The organism is Actinacidiphila guanduensis (genome assembly GCF_900103985.1).
GTDB lineage: Bacteria > Actinomycetota > Actinomycetes > Streptomycetales > Streptomycetaceae > Actinacidiphila > Actinacidiphila guanduensis.
The window spans coordinates 38,090-53,637 of record NZ_FNIE01000016.1 but is presented as its reverse complement, the minus strand read 5'-3'; the positions used below and the strand labels follow the sequence as shown (position 1 = coordinate 53,637).

At 73.3% G+C, this 15,548-nt stretch carries 16 protein-coding genes; 2 read left to right on the top strand and 14 right to left on the bottom strand.

What is annotated here, in order from left to right; all coding sequences use genetic code 11:
* Positions 1-85: 85 nt before the first annotated feature.
* The 12 genes from BLR33_RS28690 to proS form a co-directional block, all read right to left on the bottom strand.
* Positions 86-412, bottom strand: a complete 327-nt coding sequence (locus BLR33_RS28690) for a DUF2469 domain-containing protein (RefSeq protein ID WP_093787551.1) — start codon at positions 410-412, stop codon at positions 86-88.
* An 80-nt stretch (positions 413-492) separates the two neighbouring features.
* Positions 493-1,230, bottom strand: coding sequence for a signal peptidase I (gene lepB, locus BLR33_RS28685; RefSeq protein ID WP_093787550.1), 738 nt, complete (start codon positions 1,228-1,230; stop codon positions 493-495).
* A 34-nt stretch (positions 1,231-1,264) separates the two neighbouring features.
* Complete coding sequence (lepB, locus tag BLR33_RS36440) at positions 1,265-2,230, bottom strand: signal peptidase I (RefSeq protein ID WP_407639737.1); 966 nt, start codon at positions 2,228-2,230, stop codon at positions 1,265-1,267.
* A gap of 343 nt (positions 2,231-2,573) precedes the next feature.
* On the bottom strand, positions 2,574-3,713 hold the full coding sequence (lepB, locus tag BLR33_RS28675; protein ID WP_093787549.1) for a signal peptidase I: 1,140 nt from the start codon (positions 3,711-3,713) through the stop codon (positions 2,574-2,576).
* Complete coding sequence (gene lepB, locus BLR33_RS28670; protein ID WP_093787548.1) at positions 3,706-4,416, bottom strand: signal peptidase I; 711 nt, start codon at positions 4,414-4,416, stop codon at positions 3,706-3,708. The genes lepB (BLR33_RS28675) and lepB (BLR33_RS28670) overlap by 8 nt, the downstream gene beginning before the upstream one ends.
* A gap of 45 nt (positions 4,417-4,461) precedes the next feature.
* A complete protein-coding gene (gene rplS / locus BLR33_RS28665; RefSeq protein ID WP_093787547.1) occupies positions 4,462-4,812 on the bottom strand; it encodes a 50S ribosomal protein L19 in 351 nt (116 codons plus the stop codon).
* 147 nt (positions 4,813-4,959) lie between these two features.
* Positions 4,960-5,781 carry a tRNA (guanosine(37)-N1)-methyltransferase TrmD gene (trmD, locus tag BLR33_RS28660; protein WP_093787546.1) on the bottom strand — a complete coding sequence of 274 codons (822 nt, stop codon included), beginning with the start codon at positions 5,779-5,781 and terminating at the stop codon, positions 4,960-4,962.
* Between the two features lies 1 nt (position 5,782).
* On the bottom strand, positions 5,783-6,337 hold the full coding sequence (rimM, locus tag BLR33_RS28655; protein ID WP_093787545.1) for a ribosome maturation factor RimM: 555 nt from the start codon (positions 6,335-6,337) through the stop codon (positions 5,783-5,785).
* 171 nt (positions 6,338-6,508) lie between these two features.
* The gene (locus BLR33_RS28650) at positions 6,509-6,748 is read right to left on the bottom strand and encodes an RNA-binding protein (RefSeq protein WP_093716568.1); all 240 of its coding nucleotides are present in this window, start codon (positions 6,746-6,748) and stop codon (positions 6,509-6,511) included.
* A gap of 2 nt (positions 6,749-6,750) precedes the next feature.
* A complete protein-coding gene (rpsP, locus tag BLR33_RS28645) occupies positions 6,751-7,191 on the bottom strand; it encodes a 30S ribosomal protein S16 (RefSeq protein ID WP_093787544.1) in 441 nt (146 codons plus the stop codon).
* A 148-nt stretch (positions 7,192-7,339) separates the two neighbouring features.
* The gene (locus BLR33_RS28640) at positions 7,340-7,930 is read right to left on the bottom strand and encodes a hypothetical protein (protein WP_093787543.1); all 591 of its coding nucleotides are present in this window, start codon (positions 7,928-7,930) and stop codon (positions 7,340-7,342) included.
* Between the two features lie 265 nt (positions 7,931-8,195).
* On the bottom strand, positions 8,196-9,608 hold the full coding sequence (gene proS, locus BLR33_RS28635) for a proline--tRNA ligase (protein ID WP_093787542.1): 1,413 nt from the start codon (positions 9,606-9,608) through the stop codon (positions 8,196-8,198).
* A gap of 218 nt (positions 9,609-9,826) precedes the next feature.
* On the opposite strand from proS, the gene BLR33_RS28630 reads away from it, so the two are divergent.
* Both BLR33_RS28630 and BLR33_RS28625 read left to right on the top strand, forming a co-directional pair.
* On the top strand, positions 9,827-10,645 hold the full coding sequence (locus tag BLR33_RS28630; protein WP_245771730.1) for a class I SAM-dependent methyltransferase: 819 nt from the start codon (positions 9,827-9,829) through the stop codon (positions 10,643-10,645).
* A 61-nt stretch (positions 10,646-10,706) separates the two neighbouring features.
* Positions 10,707-11,207 carry a DUF402 domain-containing protein gene (locus BLR33_RS28625; protein WP_093787541.1) on the top strand — a complete coding sequence of 167 codons (501 nt, stop codon included), beginning with the start codon at positions 10,707-10,709 and terminating at the stop codon, positions 11,205-11,207.
* Positions 11,208-11,399: 192 nt separating this feature from the next.
* Here the strand turns inward: BLR33_RS28625 and ffh are convergent, their stop codons facing one another.
* Together ffh and BLR33_RS28615 are read right to left on the bottom strand one after the other, a co-directional pair.
* Positions 11,400-12,962, bottom strand: a complete 1,563-nt coding sequence (ffh, locus tag BLR33_RS28620; protein WP_093787540.1) for a signal recognition particle protein — start codon at positions 12,960-12,962, stop codon at positions 11,400-11,402.
* A gap of 119 nt (positions 12,963-13,081) precedes the next feature.
* A complete protein-coding gene (locus BLR33_RS28615; protein WP_093787539.1) occupies positions 13,082-15,520 on the bottom strand; it encodes a [protein-PII] uridylyltransferase in 2,439 nt (812 codons plus the stop codon).
* Between the last annotated feature and the right edge of the window lie 28 nt (positions 15,521-15,548).

Below are 15,548 nucleotides of genomic sequence, written 5' to 3'. Positions count from 1 at the left end.
TCCCGAACGGAATGGCCACCCGACGCCGGGCCCCGCTCCCCGCCCGGTTCCGGTCAGGCCCCGGTCCCGCTCACCCGCCGGCCCCTCAGGTGTTGAACCCCGAATCATCCGACGGCAGGTCGAGATCGGCCTTGTTCAGCTCCTCGATGTTCACGTCCTTGAATGTCAGCACCCGCACCTGCTTGACGAAACGAGCCGGCCGGTACATGTCCCACACCCACGCGTCGGCCATCGAGACCTCGAAGAACACCTCGCCCTGGACCGAGTGGACCTGCATCTCGTAGTCGTTGGTGAGGTAGAAACGCCGCTCGGTCTCGATCACGTACTTGAACAGGCCGACGACATCGCGGTACTCCCGGTAGAGCTTCAGCTCCATCTCGGTCTCGTATTTCTCGAGGTCCTCCGCGCTCATGGCATGTTCCCCTTCAGCCGTACGTGCCCCCATTGTGCGCTACGCGGGGACCGCCCGAGCCGCACACCGCCGTATCCCGCTCAGCGCCTTGCGACGCGCCGGGCCAGCGGCTCGTAGACCGCGCCGCCGAGGATCAGCACGGCGCCGGCGACGACCATCACGACGAGCCAGGCCAGCGGCCCGGTGCCGGACTGCCCGCCGCCGGGCAGCGGGGCGAAGCCCGGGGCAGACGGGAGGCCGCCCGCGTGCCCCAGCGGCCACACGGTGGCCGCCACACGGCCGCGCACGTCGGAGGCGGGGACAGCGCCCTTCTCGGCGTCGTCGAGGTGGATGCGGGAGTCCTGGGAGACCGCCCGGTTGTCGCCGAGCAGGAAGAGCTTGCCCTTGGGCACGGTGGTGCTGAAGGGCCCGGAGGCGGGCTCGCGGGTGTTCTTCAGGTACGGCTCGGCGACCGGCCTGCCGTCGACCTGCAGCCTGCCCTGCTTGTCGCAGCAGACGACGGTGTCGCCGCCCACCCCGATGACCCGCTTGACCTCGGGCAGGTCGCCCCACAACTTGTCCTTGAAGACCACCACGTCGCCCCGGTGGACGTCCGAGCCGGAGATCTTCTGGGCCAGCACCTTGGCACCGGGCTGGACGGTGGGCTGCATGGAGTCGGTGGGCACGGTGTAGGGCCGGTAGGACAGCGCCGCCCACGCGAAGCCACCGAGGAACAGCACACAGCCGAGAGCCACGGCGAGCCCGGACAGGCGGTGTCCGAGTCGACCGCGCTCCCGGCGTATCGCGGTGGTGGTGCTGCTGGTGCTCGTGGCGCTCATGGAGCCGAACCCTACCCGGGGGTACGGGCCCCGGTCAGCTCCGCGGCCCCGGGGAATCGCGCCCGGGTCCTTCCTCGACCGGCGGCGCCGCGGCGGCCGAGGCGCTTCGCTGCGCCGCCTGCGCCGGGCCCTCCAGGCGGTTCAGCAGCCGGCGCCGGCGCAGCAGCACCAGCGGGACGGCCCCGGCCAGCCCCGCGGCAGCGGGCACGGTGCTGCCGGCCGCGTCGATGCCCGGCTGGGAGAACGTGCCGGGGATGCCCAGCCAGTCCCAGCGGTTGATCGGCCAGGCGACCACGATGGCGCGGCCGACGACCTGCTTGTCGGAGACCGTGCCGTAGGTGCGCTTGCCGTCGATGACCTCGTTCATGTGGTAACGCGAGTCCAGGGAGTCCTGGCGGTGGTCGCCCATCACCCAGATGCGGCCCTTGGGCACATGGACGGTGAACTCCGCGTCCGCGCTGCACGGGGTGTTGCCCGGGAAGACGTACGGCTCCTTCAGCGGCTTGCCGTTGACGTAGACCGGGCCGGTGCCCTTGCAGCTGACGGTGTCGCCACCGACGCCGATGACCCGCTTGATCAGGTCCTTCTCCTCGGCGGAGGGCATCAGGCCGATGAAGCTCAGGCTCTTCTGCATGCCGCGCACCACAGGGTTCTTGCTCGGCGGCGGGTTCTCGTTCAGCCAGTTGCTCGGGTCGTGGAAGACGACGACCTCGCCGCGGGTGGGCTTGGAGCCGAACCAGGGCGTGAGCTTGTCGACCAGCACCCGGTCGCCGCGCTGCAGGGTGTTCTGCATCGAGTCCGAGGGAATGGAGAACGCCTGGACCAGGAATGTCTTGATCAGCAGCGCCAGCACCAGGGCGATCACGACCAGCAGCGGCAGCTCCTTCCAGAAGGAGCGCGGCTTGGCCGGGGCGGAGTGCGAGCCGCGGCCGGACTCCTCGCCGCCGCCGTCACCGTCGCCGTCCCTGTCGCCGCCGTCACCGGAGCCGCCGAGGTCGATCCGGTGGGCGCCCTCGGCGGTCAGGCCGCCGACCTCCTCGGGGCGGGTGCCGGGGGGCGGGACGAAGCCCGGCTCGTAACCCTGCTGGTAGCCGTTCTCGGCGCCGGGCGGGGGCACACGCGCGGCGTCGTACGCCTGCCCGTAGCCCTGTCCGCCGCCCTGGCCCCGGGGGGCGTCCTGGCCGTGACCGGCGCCGTACCCCGCCTCCTGGCCGGGGCCGTAGCCGCCCTGATAACCGCCCTGGTAGCCACCGGGGTAGGCGTCCGATCGGCTGCCGCCGTGGGGGCCGTCGCTCACGCCGCTCCTGCCGTTCGCACTGCCGGCTCCTGTTCCGCCTGCCGCATTACCGCCGCCGTCCGCTGCTGACTCCTCGGGGACCACGCTGTCGGCCTCCGTCCCGTCGACCGGGGGTACCGGGCTGTCCCCCTTCTCGGGCTCTCCGGGTCCGGACCGCGCGCCGACCACCAGGTCCCCCACATCCACTCCTCAATCCTCTGCCTCGCCTGCCCCGGATCCGGCGCAGACCTGCCATTCCCATAACGAGCGGGAGTTCCGCAGGAGTCGGCAGCGGGTCGGTCCTTTGACCGTTGTTGGCCGTGCCGGCCGCATCGGCCCGGTCAGCCGTGTCGGCTCCGTCGGCCGATCCGGCCCTGCCCACCATAGTGGCCGCGGCTGTGGAAGCGGCCTGCGGCGAGCCGGGCGACGGTACGGAGGCGAAGGTGGGCGGCTCCCGCAGCCGCGCCCAATGGCCGATCGGCCAGCCGATCACGACGGCCCGGCCGACCACCAGGCTCTGCGGGATGGTGCCCTGGGTGCGCTTGCCGTCCGCCATGTCGGACAGGTGGTAGCGGGAGTCGGCGGAGTCCGAGCGGTGGTCGCCCATCACGAACAGCCGCCCCTTGGGCACGTGGACGGTGAAGCGGATCTGCGAGGGCGGGTTGCCCGGGTACAGGTAGGGCTCGTCGAGCGGTGTGCCGTTCACCGTCACGTGCCCCTGGGTGTCGCAGCAGGCGACCGTGTCGCCGCCCACCCCGACCACCCGCTTGATCAGGTCCTGCTCGCCGGAGGCCGGCAGCAGCCCGATGAAGGTGAAGACGTCCTTGACCTGCTTGATCACCACCGGGTCCGGCTTGGGCGCCGGCTCGCCCATCAGCCAGCCGCCCGGGTCCTTGAAGACGACGACGTCCCCGCGGTGCGGAGTGGCGCCGAACCAGGGGGTGAGCTTGTCCACCATCACCCGGTCGCCGATCCTGATGGTCTGCTCCATGGAGCCCGAGGGGATGACGAACGCCTGCACCAGGAACGTCTTGAGCACCAGGGCGATGGCCAAGGCCACCGCCATGAGCAGGGGCACCTCCTTGGCCATCGAGCGGCGCCGCTTGCGCCGGACCTTGCGGGCGAGCTTGCGCCGCTCGATGCGGGTGGTGCTGACGACGGGCGGCGCGGGCGCCGCGGTACCGCGCGGGCGGCCCCGGTTACCCATGGGCGCCGGCCGGGGCGGGCACCGCGGAGAAGGTGGCGGGGCGGCGCAGCCGGGTCCAGTGGCCGGCCGGCCAGGCGATCCAGTCGGCGCGCCCGATCACCTCGCCGACCGGCACGGTGCCGCCGCCCGGGTCGCCGAGGTGGTCGCGGGAGTCGGCGGAGTCCGAGCGGTGGTCGCCCATGACCCACAGCCGGCCGGGCGGCACCACGATGTCGAAGGGCACCCTGGAGGGCGCGTCGCCGGGGAAGAGGTAGGTCTCGGCGAGCGGGTGGCCGTTGACCGACAGGCGGCCCTGGGTGTCGCAGCAGGTGACGCGGTCGCCGCCGATGCCGATGACCCGCTTGACGTAGTCGGTGCCGCTGCCGGTGGAGAACGAGTCCTTGCCGTCGAACACGATCACGTCCCCGCGCCGCGGCGAGCCGCCGAAGCGGTAGGCGAGCTTGTCGACCAGCACCCGGTCGCCGACGCGCAGGGTGTTCTCCATGGAGGAGCTGGGCACCTGGAAGGGCTCCACCACGAAGTGGCTGACCAGCAGGAGTGCCGCGCAGGCGGCCAGGGCGAGCGTGATGGTACGGCGCCACTCCGCCCACCATGCGGCGAGCCGGGACGGGCCGGACACGCCGGAACGCGACCCCTCCTCCGCATCCGCCTCGCCGGCGGTCGGGGAACGGTCGCGTTCCGGTGTCACTGCTTCGCTGTCCATCGGGGCGGAAGCTTATCCGGCCCGCCCCAAGGGAAGGTCAAGCGCTCAGCTGTCGCGCTTCTCCTTGATCTTCGCGGCCTTGCCGCGCAGGTCACGCAGGTAGTAGAGCTTGGCGCGGCGGACGTCGCCGCGGGTGACGACCTCGATCTTCTCCACGATCGGGGTGTGCACCGGGAAGGTGCGCTCCACGCCGACGGAGAAGCTGACCTTGCGGACGGTGAAGGTCTCGCTGACGCCCGCGCCCTGGCGGCGGATGACGACGCCCTTGAACTGCTGCACACGGGAGCGGTTGCCCTCGATGACGCGCACGTGGACGTTGACGGTGTCGCCCGGGCGGAAGGCCGGGACGTCGGTGCGCAGGGCGGCGCTGTTGACGCTGTCGATCAGGTTGGGCACGGTGGTTTCGCTTCCTCGCCGATGCCACAGGTCATCGACGGCAGGTCGGTGTCGGTTGTGCGGCGGTCCCGGACGGGGGCCGCGGCCGCCTCCGGCCCGCGTCGTGTCCCCCTGTGGCAGGGGCGCGGGTCTGCGGGCGGCAGCGGGTCATTCTTCCACGGCGTCGGGGTTGGGCCCAAATCGGCCGTCCGGGCCGGGCTGCCAGCCCAGGATGCTGAGCATCTCGCGATCCTTGCGGTTGAAGGCCGCGGGGTCGGCGCGCCGCAGGAGGTCGGGCCGGTTGGCCGCGGTGCGGCTGATCGCCTCGTCGCGCCGCCAGCGGGCGATCCTGCCGTGGTGGCCGCTGAGCAGTACATCGGGGATGCCCTGGCCGCGCCAGGTGGGCGGCTTGGTGAAAACCGGGCCCTCCAGCAGGTCGGCCATGGCGCCGGGCGCGAAGGAGTCGTCGGCGTGCGACTGGGCGTTGCCCAGGACGCCGGGCAGCAGCCGGGCGACGGCCTCGGTGACGACGAGGACCGCGGCCTCGCCGCCGGCCAGCACGTAGTCGCCGATGGAGACCTCGTGGACCGGCATCCTGGTGGCGTACTCGGCCGTCACCCTGGCGTCGATGCCCTCGTAGCGGGCCGGGCAGAAGATCAGCCAGTCGGCCTCGGCGAGGGCGGCGGCGGTCTCCTGGGTGAAGGGGCGGCCGCTGGGGGTGGGGACGACGAGGGCGGGACGGCGGGCGCCGGCCTCGTACCCGTCGGCGAGGGTCTGGTCCAGCGCCTCGCCCCAGGGGCCGGGCATCATCACCATGCCGGGGCCGCCGCCGTAGGGGGTGTCGTCCACGGTGTGGTGCCGGTCGTGCGCCCAGGTGCGCAGGTCGTGCACGTGGACGTCGAGCAGGCCGGAGGCGCGGGCCTTGCCGACCAGGGAGACGTTCAGCGGTTCGAGGTACTCGGGGAAGATCGTGACGACGTCGATGCGCATCTCAGGCGTCCTGCTCCTGGTCGCGGGTGCCGGCGACCTGGGCCTGGGCGTCGTCCAGCAGCCCCGGCGGCGGGTCGATCACGGCGCGCTGCGCCTCCAGGTCGACCTCGGGGACGATCTCGGCGACGAAGGGCACCAGCACCTCGCCGCCGTCGGGGCGGCGGACCACCAGGAGGTCCTGGTAGGGCAGGTGGGTGATCTCGGCGATCCGGCCGACCTCGCGGCCGTCGGCGGTCACCACGTCGAGGTCGATCAGCTGGTGGTCGTAGAACTCCTCGGGGTCCTCCGGGGTCTCCTCCGGGTCCACCTCGGCGATCAGCAGGGTGCCGCGCAGCGCCTCGGCGGCGTTGCGGTCGGCCACGCCGTCGAAGCGCAGCATCAGCCGGCCGCTGTGCACGCGTCCGGTGGCGATGGTCAGCGGGCCGGCCGAGGGCGGGTCGGTGGCGAGTACGGCGCCGGGTGCGAGCCGCAGTTCCGGCTCGTCGGTGCGCACCTCGACGCTGACCTCGCCCTTGATGCCGTGGGCGCGGCCGATCCGGCCGACTACGAGCTGCACGGTGGGGCTCAACTCCTGCGTGGGACACGGCCGGTGGGGCCGTGCGGGGATGACGGGCGGGCTCGGACGGGGCTGAGGACGGTGCTGGTCCCGGGGCGGCGGGTCCCGGGAACACCACAGCGGGCCGGAGGCGAAGCCGCCTCCGGCCCGTGCGTGGTGGGAACGGCCTGTTCAGCGCACCTGGTCGACGTCGACGAGGTCGACGCGGACACCGCGGCCACCGAGTGCGCCGACGACCGTGCGCAGGGCGCGCGCGGTGCGGCCGTTGCGCCCGATCACCTTGCCGAGGTCGTCGGGGTGCACCCGGACCTCGAGCACACTGCCTCGGCGCAGGGTCCGCATGCCGACCTGCACATCGTCGGGGTTGTCGACGATGCCCTTCACCAGGTGCTCAAGGGCCTCCTCAAGCACGATCAGCCCTCGGTGGACTCGGCCGCGGCGGTGGCCTCGGCGTCGTCGGCCTTCTTGTCGGACTTCTTGGCCTTGGGGGTGATGGCCTCGCCCTTGGGCTCGCCGGCGGTGTCCTTGGCGGCGGCCTCGAACAGGGCGCGCTTGTCGGCCTTCGGCTCGGGCTGCAGCAGCGGCGCCGGGGCGGGCTCGCCCTTGTACTTCTGCCAGTCGCCGGTCAGCTTCAGGATGGCGAGCACCGGCTCGGTCGGCTGGGCGCCGACGGAGAGCCAGTACTGCGCGCGGTCGGAGTCGACCTCGATGCGCGAGGGGTTCTGCACCGGGTGGTACAGGCCGATCTCCTCGATCGCCCGGCCGTCACGGCGGGTGCGGGAGTCGGCGACGATGATGCGGTAGTGAGGCGAACGGATCTTGCCCAGACGCTTCAGCTTGATCTTGACTGCCACGGGAGTGGGTTCTCCTGGTGTTGACGTGTTTGGGCACGGGCGACCGCCACGTGGGGTGGTGGGAGTCGTGCGCCCGATGGACGCGTCAGCCGAAGGAGAGAGGGTTCCTGCACGGCTGTCGAGTTCTCAGCTGAACATTGTGCCACAGTCAGCCGACCCCTACGACCTCCGGGATGCGGAAGGGCTGGCCGCAGGCGCCGCACATGATGGGCGCCTGGGCGAGCACGGAGGGGACGACCCGCACGTTGCGCCCGCAGTCGCAGACGGCCTTGACCCGGACGCCGCCGCCCGAGGAGCCGTGCCGCGCGGCCGGTCCGCGGAAGGAGCGGGCGGTGTCGGCGGTGGTGGCCACGGTGTGCGCCTTGAGCGCCCGCTGCAGCCGGTCGATGGTGGCCCGATATCGCTTGCGGGTGTCCGGGCGCATGACCACCAGGGAGAAGCCGCTGCTGGGATGCGGCTCCTCGGCGTGGTCCAGGCCCATCTCGTCGGCGATGGCGAGGAACCTGCGGTTGTGGTAGCGGCCGGCGCGCGAGGTGTCGCGGATGCCGCGCGAAGCGGCGATCCCGTGCACTGCCTCGTGCAGCAGCCTTTCGAAGGAGAGCTCCGTGCCGCACGCGGACGAGGACTCTCCGATCAGGGACTCTGGCGCGGCCAGATCCGGCAGCTCGGGATGGTGCCGTTGAATATCGGCCCAGGCGACTGCCAGCTCGGCGGCGAGTACAGGTGGTGTCGTGCTCACGACGTGACAACGAGCCGGGCGCGCCCGGTGTTCCGATTCCGGGCTAGCCCATTTAATTTGCACTGATCGGTCAGTTCCGGATGATGCACGTGGATACACATGACGAAGGGCGGGTGCGGAGGGACCGGAGAAACTCCTGTGAAACCCTCGCACCCGCCCCACGGAAGGACGTATGCACGCATTCCGCACACGCGGCCTCGCCAGCCGGACGGCGCCGCCGGCGGGCGCCCGCAAGGCAGGCGCCCGGTGAGGGCGAGCAAGGCGCCTAGTAGGCGCGCGCCACGATCGCCAGGGTCCCCGGCGCGTCCTCGCTGAGCGGCACCGAGCCGTCCTCGCCCACCAGGCAGCGCACGGTGACGCCCTGCTCGGCGAGCTTGGCCTCGCCTTCGGGGCCCAGCTCGGACCACGGGATGCGGGCCCAGCCGGTGGCCGCGGCCTCGGCCGCCTCGGCGACGGAGCCGACGTCCACCGTCCGCGCCAGCCGCCGCTCGCGGGACTCCTGCAGCAGCCGCGCCTGGTCCTCCTCCAGCGCCTTGGGCAGCAGGGTCTCCAGGCTGTCCAGGGCGACCGGCTCCTTGCCGCCGGGGATGCGGCGGGCGAGCATCGCGGTGCCGGCCTCCAGGTCGCGCGGCCCGATCTCCACCCGCAGCGGCACGCCCTTGAGCTCCCAGTCCACCGCGCGGCGGCCGAACGGGGTGTCGGTGCGGTCGTCGACGACGACGCGCAGGCCCGCGGCGCGCAGCTTCTCGCCGACCTCGCGCACCTTGGCGACCACCGCTTCGTCGTCCTTGATGGCGAGCACCACGGCCTGGACGTGCGCCAGCCGCGGCGGCACCCGCAGCCCGTTGTCGTCGCCGTGCATCATCACCAGGGCGCCGATCATCCGGGTGGTGCTGCCCCAGGAGGTCTGCCAGACGTGCTCCTGGGTGCCCTCCTTGGACAGGTAGGTGGTGTTGAACGCCTTGGCGAAGTTCTGGCCCAGCTCGTGGCTGGTGCCCAGCTGCAGCGCCTTGCCGTCGCCCATCATGCCCTCCAGGGTGAGGGTGTTGATGGCGCCGGCGAAGCGCTCCTTGGTGGTCTTGCGGCCGAGCACGACGTCCATCGCGAGGACGTTCTCCATGAAGTCGGCGTAGACGTCCCGCTGGATGCGCGAGGCGAACACCCGGGCGTCCTCCTGGGTGGCGTGGGCGGTGTGCCCCTCCTGCCACAGGAACTCGCTGGTGCGCAGGAACAGCCGCGGCCGCATCTCCCAACGCACCACGTTCGCCCACTGGTTGATCAGCAGCGGCAGGTCGCGGTAGCTCTGCACCCACTTGGAGAAGTACTCGTTGATGATCGTCTCCGAGGTGGGGCGGACGACGACCGGCTCCTCCAGCTCCTTGCCGCCGCCGTGGGTGACCACCGCGAGCTCGGGCGCGAAGCCCTCCACGTGCTGGGCCTCGCGGGTCAGGTAGGACTGGGGGATGAAGAGCGGGAAGTACGCGTTCTGGGCGCCGACCGCCTTGATCCTGGCGTCCATGTCGGCCTGCATCCGCTCCCACAGGCCGTAGCCGTACGGCCTGATCACCATGGTGCCGCGCACCGGCCCGTTGTCGGCCAGTTCGGCCTTGCTGATCAGGTCCTGGTACCAGCGCGGGAAGTCGTCCGCCTGGGGGGTGAGAACGGGAGCCTTAGCCATGCAGGCGATGGTACGGCCCCGCGCCGCCGCACCGTGAATCGGTTTCCCCCGGGCGCCCCGGGTGTCCGGAAACGCCCCCGTCGCCTGAAGTTCACAAGAACGCGCCACAGCACCCCTGGACGGGGCCGCCGATCCGCAGTTGTCTGGATTTCGGACGTGTGCGGCCGCGCCGGACCACCGGGAGGCGGGCCGCGGTTTCCGGCTGATCGGGGCTCTCCATGGCACTTGTGCTCCATCGCGAGTCCGTCCCCGCCGCCCAGGAGCGGGCGCGGGACTGGGCGGAGATCCAGGAGCGGATGCTCGTTCCCCTCTACGAGACGGTGTACGACCGGCTGGAGGTCGGCGCCGGCACCGAACTGCTGGGCCTGGGCTGCGGTACGGGCCTGGCCCTGATGCTCGCGGCCGCCAGGGGCGCGGCCGTCACCGGCTGCGAGGCCGACACCGGCCGCCTGGCGCTGGCCCGCGAGCGCCTGCGGCAGCGCTTCGGGGCCGCCTACGGGCGCCGCACCAAGGTGCTGCCCGGGGACCCCGCCCGCGGCGCCCTGAAGGGCGAGCCGGCCCGCTACGACCTCATCACCGCCTTCGACCCGGTGGTGCCCGCCGGCGACCTCGGGCCGGCGCTGGCCGCGGCCGTCCGGGCCGCCCCGCGCGGCAGCACGGTGGTGCTCGCCGGCTGGGGCCCGCCCGAGCGCTGCTCGACCTCGCGGGTGCTCTCGGTGGCCGCCCGGCTCGCCGAGCCGCGCGGCAAGGCGCCCGAGGTGCGGCTCAGCGGCCGGGACGACCTGGAGGACCTCGCCAGGGCGGCCGGGCTGCGGCCCGACGGCTCGGGCCGTGTCTCGTGCCCGTTCGGCTACCCGGACCTGGCCAGTGCCGTGCGCGGCCTGCTGTCCACCGGCCTGTTCGACGCCGCCGCGGCCGCCACCGACCGCCAGCAGGTGGACAAGGAGCTCGCCGAGGCGCTGCACCCCTACCGGCGCTCGGACGGCTCGGTCCGCATGGAGAACGTCTTCCGCTACCTCATAGCGCGCCGCCCCTGACGCGCGGCCGGCCGCGGAAATCCGGTGGCCGGCCCGCACCGGGTCGGCCAGGCTGGTGCCCATGGCCGCCCCTCACCTCTCTCCCGGCACCGGCGCCGTGGTGCGCCTGGTCAAGGCCGGGCGCGAGAAGGTCCGCTACGACGCCACGGTGCGCGGCGACGACGGGGTACGGGTGACCGTCACCGCCCCCTGGTCGCTGCCGACCGTCCGCGACTTCGGGTTCGTCGCCTTCGCGCCCGGCGACGTCTTCACCGAGCACTACTGGCGCGACCGCTGGTACGCGGTCAAGGAGGTCAGGGACCCCGCGGGTGCGCTGAAGGGCTGGTACTGCGACATCACCCGCCCGGTGGTGGTCGACGGCGCCGAGCTGACGTCGGTGGACCTCGACCTCGACCTGTGGGTGTCGTCCGACGGCAGCGACGTACGGCGCCTGGACGAGGACGAGTTCGCCGCGAGCGGGCTCGCGGCAAGCGACCCGCGGGCCGCCGCCATGGCGTCGGAGACCCTGGACGACCTGGAGCGCATCGCCCTGGCGGGCGGGCTGCCCGGCCTGACCGCCTAGGGAGGCGAGCCGGGCCCGCTGCTCAGGGAGTCGGGGCCGGGTTCGCCGCCATGGGTGTCAGGCCCGGTCCGCCGCAATGGAGGCCGGGGTACGTCCGCCACCAGGGATGCCGAGCCGCGTCCGCGCCCCTGGATGCCGAGCCGCGTCGGCCGCCCTGGATGCCAGGGCGGGGCCGCCGCAATGGGCGCCAGGTCAGCCCATGAACTTCTTGAACGCGTCGGGCAGTTCGAAGTCCTCGCCGCCGCCCGGCAGGCCGAAGGGGCTGTCGCCCTGACCGCCGGGGCCCTCCTGGGCCTGCTGCTCGCGGCGGGCGGCCGCCGCGGCGGCCTCGGCCTTGCGCTTCATCGGGTTGCCGCTCTGCCGGCGGCCCTTGGCCTGCTTCTGCTGCTTCTTCTGGCGCCCCGGGCCGCCGCCCATCCCCGGCATGCCGGGCATGCCCGGCATGCCGCCGCCCTGCGCCATCCGCGACATCATCTTGCGCGCCTCGAAGAACCGCTCCACCAGGCTCTTGACGGCGCTCACCTCGACACCGGAACCGCGGGCGATCCGGGCCCGGCGGGAGCCGTTGATGATGTGCGGGTCGGCCCGCTCGGCGGGCGTCATCGACTTGATGATCGCGGCGGTGCGGTCCACGTCGCGCTCGTCCAGGTTGTTGATCTGGTCCTTGATCTGGCCCATGCCCGGCAGCATGCCGAGGATCTTGGAGAGCGAGCCCATCTTGCGGACCTGCTCCATCTGCGCCAGGAAGTCGTCGAGCGTGAACTCCTTGGGGCCCTTCGCCAGCTTGGCCGCCATCTTCTCGGCCTCGGCCTGGCTGAAGGTCTGCTCGGCCTTCTCGATCAGCGAGAGCATGTCGCCCATCCCGAGGATGCGCGAGGCCATCCGGTCGGGGTGGAAGGCGTCGAAGTCGTCCAGCTTCTCGCCGTTGGACGCGAACATGATCTGCTTGCCGGTCACGTGCGCGATCGACAGGGCGGCGCCGCCGCGGGCGTCGCCGTCGAGCTTGGAGAGCACCACGCCGTCGAAGCCGACGCCGTCGCGGAACGCCTCGGCGGTGTTCACCGCGTCCTGGCCGATCATGGCGTCGACCACGAAGAGGATCTCGTCGGGGTGGACCGCGTCGCGGATGTCCGCGGCCTGCTGCATCATCTCCTGGTCGATGCCGAGCCGGCCGGCGGTGTCGACCACGACGATGTCGTACTGCTGCGTGCTCGCGTACTCGATGGAGTCCTTGGCGACCTTCACCGGGTCGCCCACGCCGTTGCCCGGCTCGGGGGCGAACACCGCCACACCGGCCCGCTCGGCGACGACCGAGAGCTGGTTGACCGCGTTGGGGCGCTGCAGGTCGCAGGCGACCAGCAGCGGCGTGTGGCCCTGCTTCTTCAGCCAGTGGCCGAGCTTGCCCGCCAGGGTGGTCTTGCCCGCACCCTGGAGGCCGGCGAGCATGATCACGGTCGGCGGCTGCTTGGCGAAGCGCAGCCGGCGCGTCTCGCCGCCCAGGATCTGCACCAGCTCCTGGTCGACGATCTTGACGACCTGCTGGGCGGGGTTGAGCGCCTTGGAGACCTCGGCACCCAGCGCGCGCTCCTTGACGTTCGCGATGAACGCCCGGACGACCGGGAGTGCGACGTCTGCCTCCAGCAACGCGATACGGATCTCCCGCGCGGTGGCGTCGACGTCCGCTTCAGTCAGACGCCCCTTGCCCCGCAGGTTCTTGAAGGTGTCCGCAAGGCGATCGGAAAGGGTATCGAACACGGTGGTCGCAGATCCTCGGTGTCGGGGGCGGAGACGATCGCCTTCCAGGGTATCCGGCCGGGCCGCGAAGGCGTCCCTGCCTGCCGGAAACCCGGTACGGCCCGCGGCCGTACCGCTCCTCAGCGCAGTGCGGCCTCCACCTGGGCGGCCACTTCCGCGGCCCGGGCGGCGGGCAGCGGGTTGCCGTCCTTGCCGACGACGTAGAAGGCGTCCACCGCGTTCGCGCCCAGGGTGGAGATGCGGGCGGAGCGGACGGTCACCGCGGTCGCGGACAGGGCCAGGCCGATGCGGTGCAGCAGGCCGGGGGCGTCGTGGGCGCGGACCTCCAGCACGGTGGCGGTCTGCGAGGTGTGGCCGGGGGCGACGGTGACCCGGGGCGGGGGCGGGGTGATGCCGCGGCGGCGCGGGTAGGCCGCCTCCCGCTCGGCCAGCCGGGCCTCGATGTCCAGCGAGCCCTCGAACGCCCGCGCCAGGTCCGCCCGCAGCCGGGCCGCCTCGGGCATCGCGCCGTACTCCGCGGAGACCCGCCAGCTCAGCAGGGCGATGGGGCCCTCGCCGACGGGGTCGACCGAGCGCAGGTCGGCGGCGCGCACGGTGAGCCGGTGCAGGGCGAGGACGCCGGCCGCCTGGGCGACCAGGCCGGGCCGGTCCGGCACCGCCAGCAGCAGCTCGACGCCCACGGCCTCCGGCTGCTCCTCCCCCTCGGCCGCGGGCTCCGCCTGGGCGTGCAGGGCCAGGACGGGGCCGGCGGTACGGGCCGCCTCGATGGCCAGGCGCTCCTCCTCCGCCGACGGCTCGCGGTCGCCCGCGTCGGGCAGTGAGCCGGTGTCCAGGGCGCCGGCGACGCGTTCGACGAGGTCGGCCAGCAGGGAGGCGCGCCAGGTGCTCCAGGCGGCGGGGCCGGTGGCCAGGGCGTCGGCCTCGGTGAGGGCGGCCAGCAGCTCCAGGGTGGAGGTGTCGCGGACGGCCTCGGCGACCGTGCGGACCGTCTCGGGGTCGTCCAGGTCGCGGCGGGTGGCGGTGTCGATGAGCAGCAGGTGGTGGCGGACCAGCAGGGCGAGGGTCTCCACGTCGGCAGCGTTGAAGCCGAACCTGGCGGCCAGGTCGCGGGCGATGACCTCGCCGGCCTCGCTGTGGTCGCCGGGCCAGCCCTTGCCGATGTCGTGCAGCAGGGCGGCGGTGAGCAGCAGGTCGGGGCGGCCGACGCGGCGGGTGAGGTCGCAGGCGCGCACGGCGGTCTCGACCAGGTGCCGGTCGACGGTGAAGCGGTGGACGGCGTTGCGCTGCGGTCGGCAGCGCACCCGCTCCCAGTCGGGCACGAGGCGGGTGACCAGCCCCTCGGCCTCCAGGGCCTCCCAGACCGGCACGGTGGCCTCGCCCGCGCCCAGCAGCGTGACCAGTTGCTCGCGGGCCTCGGCGGGCCACGGCACCGGCAGCGGGCGCGCCGCGGCGGCCAGCCGCCGCACGGCGTGCGGGGACAGCGGCAGGCCCGCCTGGGCGGCCGCGGCGGCCGCGCGCAGCGGCAGCACCGGGTCGCGCTCGGGCTTGGCGGCCAGGGCGAGCACGGCCTCGCCCTCCTGCTCCACGACGCCCTCGGCGAGCGGCACCCGCTCGGGCGCCGGCTGGGCGGCGGCGCCGCGGCCGAGGCCGAGCAGGCGCCGCTTCGGCCGGGCCTCGCGGGCGCGCAGCACCCGGCCGACCTCGCGCCAGGTGACGTCGCCGGCGTAGGCGATGCGGCGGCCCGCTTCGTATACCTGGCGGAGCAGGGCGTCGGCGTCGAGCAGGCCCATGGCGGCGGCGACCTGGTCCTGCTCCTGGAGGGCGAGGCGGTCGGTGGCGCGGCCGGTGGCCAGGTGGAGGGCGTCGCGGGTGTCCAGGAGGCGGGTGCGGGCCTCCTCCAGGCCCTCGCGGGGGGCGTCGGCGAGCCAGGAGGCGGCGACGGCGCGCAGGGCGGTGGCGTCGCGCAGGCCGCCGCGGGCCTCCTTGAGGTCGGGTTCGAGCAGGTAGGACAGCTCGCCCTGGCGCTCGGCGCGCTCGGTGCACAGCTCGTGCAGGGCGGGCAGCCGCTTGGGCGCCTGGTTGCGCCAGTCGGCGAGGACGGTGCTGCGCAGGTTCGAGGTCAGGGCGCTGTCGCCGGCGATGTGCCGGGCGTCGAGCAGGCCGAGCTGGACCTTGAGGTCCTCCGCCGCGGTCTTCAGGGCCTCGTCGGGGGTGCGCACGGAGTGGTCCAGGGCCAGGCCCAGGTCCCAGACCGGGTACCACACGCGGTCGGCGAGGGCGGCCACGGCGCCGGCGGAGCGGCCGGAGTCGTGGAGCAGCAGCAGGTCGAGGTCGCTGCGCGGGGACAGCTCGCCGCGCCCGTAGCCGCCGACGGCCACCAGGGACCAGCGCTCGGCGCCGGCCTCGGCGGCCGCTTCGGTGGCCAGCTCGGCCAGCCACCGGTCGGTGAGGGCGGCCAAGGCCGCGCGGCGCGGCGGCCCGGACTGCGCCTCCTCGTTCAGGAGGCGCAGCCGGGCCGCCGCGTAACTGTGGCCTTGCGCTTCGACGCTGTCGGTCACTCGTGCTCCGCTGGTGTCGTCGGTGCCG

What these genes read in the sequence shown, in the direction of transcription:
- BLR33_RS28690 (WP_093787551.1), bottom strand. Translation starts at nt 412, where the DNA reads ATGAGCGCGGAGGACCTCGAGAAATACGAGACCGAGATGGAGCTGAAG.
- lepB (WP_093787550.1), bottom strand. Translation starts at nt 1,230, where the DNA reads ATGAGCGCCACGAGCACCAGCAGCACCACCACCGCGATACGCCGGGAG.
- lepB (WP_093787549.1), bottom strand. Translation starts at nt 3,713, where the DNA reads ATGGGTAACCGGGGCCGCCCGCGCGGTACCGCGGCGCCCGCGCCGCCC.
- lepB (WP_093787548.1), bottom strand. Translation starts at nt 4,416, where the DNA reads ATGGACAGCGAAGCAGTGACACCGGAACGCGACCGTTCCCCGACCGCC.
- trmD (WP_093787546.1), bottom strand. Translation starts at nt 5,781, where the DNA reads ATGCGCATCGACGTCGTCACGATCTTCCCCGAGTACCTCGAACCGCTG.
- proS (WP_093787542.1), bottom strand. Translation starts at nt 9,608, where the DNA reads ATGGCTAAGGCTCCCGTTCTCACCCCCCAGGCGGACGACTTCCCGCGC.
- BLR33_RS28630 (WP_245771730.1), top strand. Translation starts at nt 9,827, where the DNA reads ATGGCACTTGTGCTCCATCGCGAGTCCGTCCCCGCCGCCCAGGAGCGG.
- BLR33_RS28625 (WP_093787541.1), top strand. Translation starts at nt 10,707, where the DNA reads ATGGCCGCCCCTCACCTCTCTCCCGGCACCGGCGCCGTGGTGCGCCTG.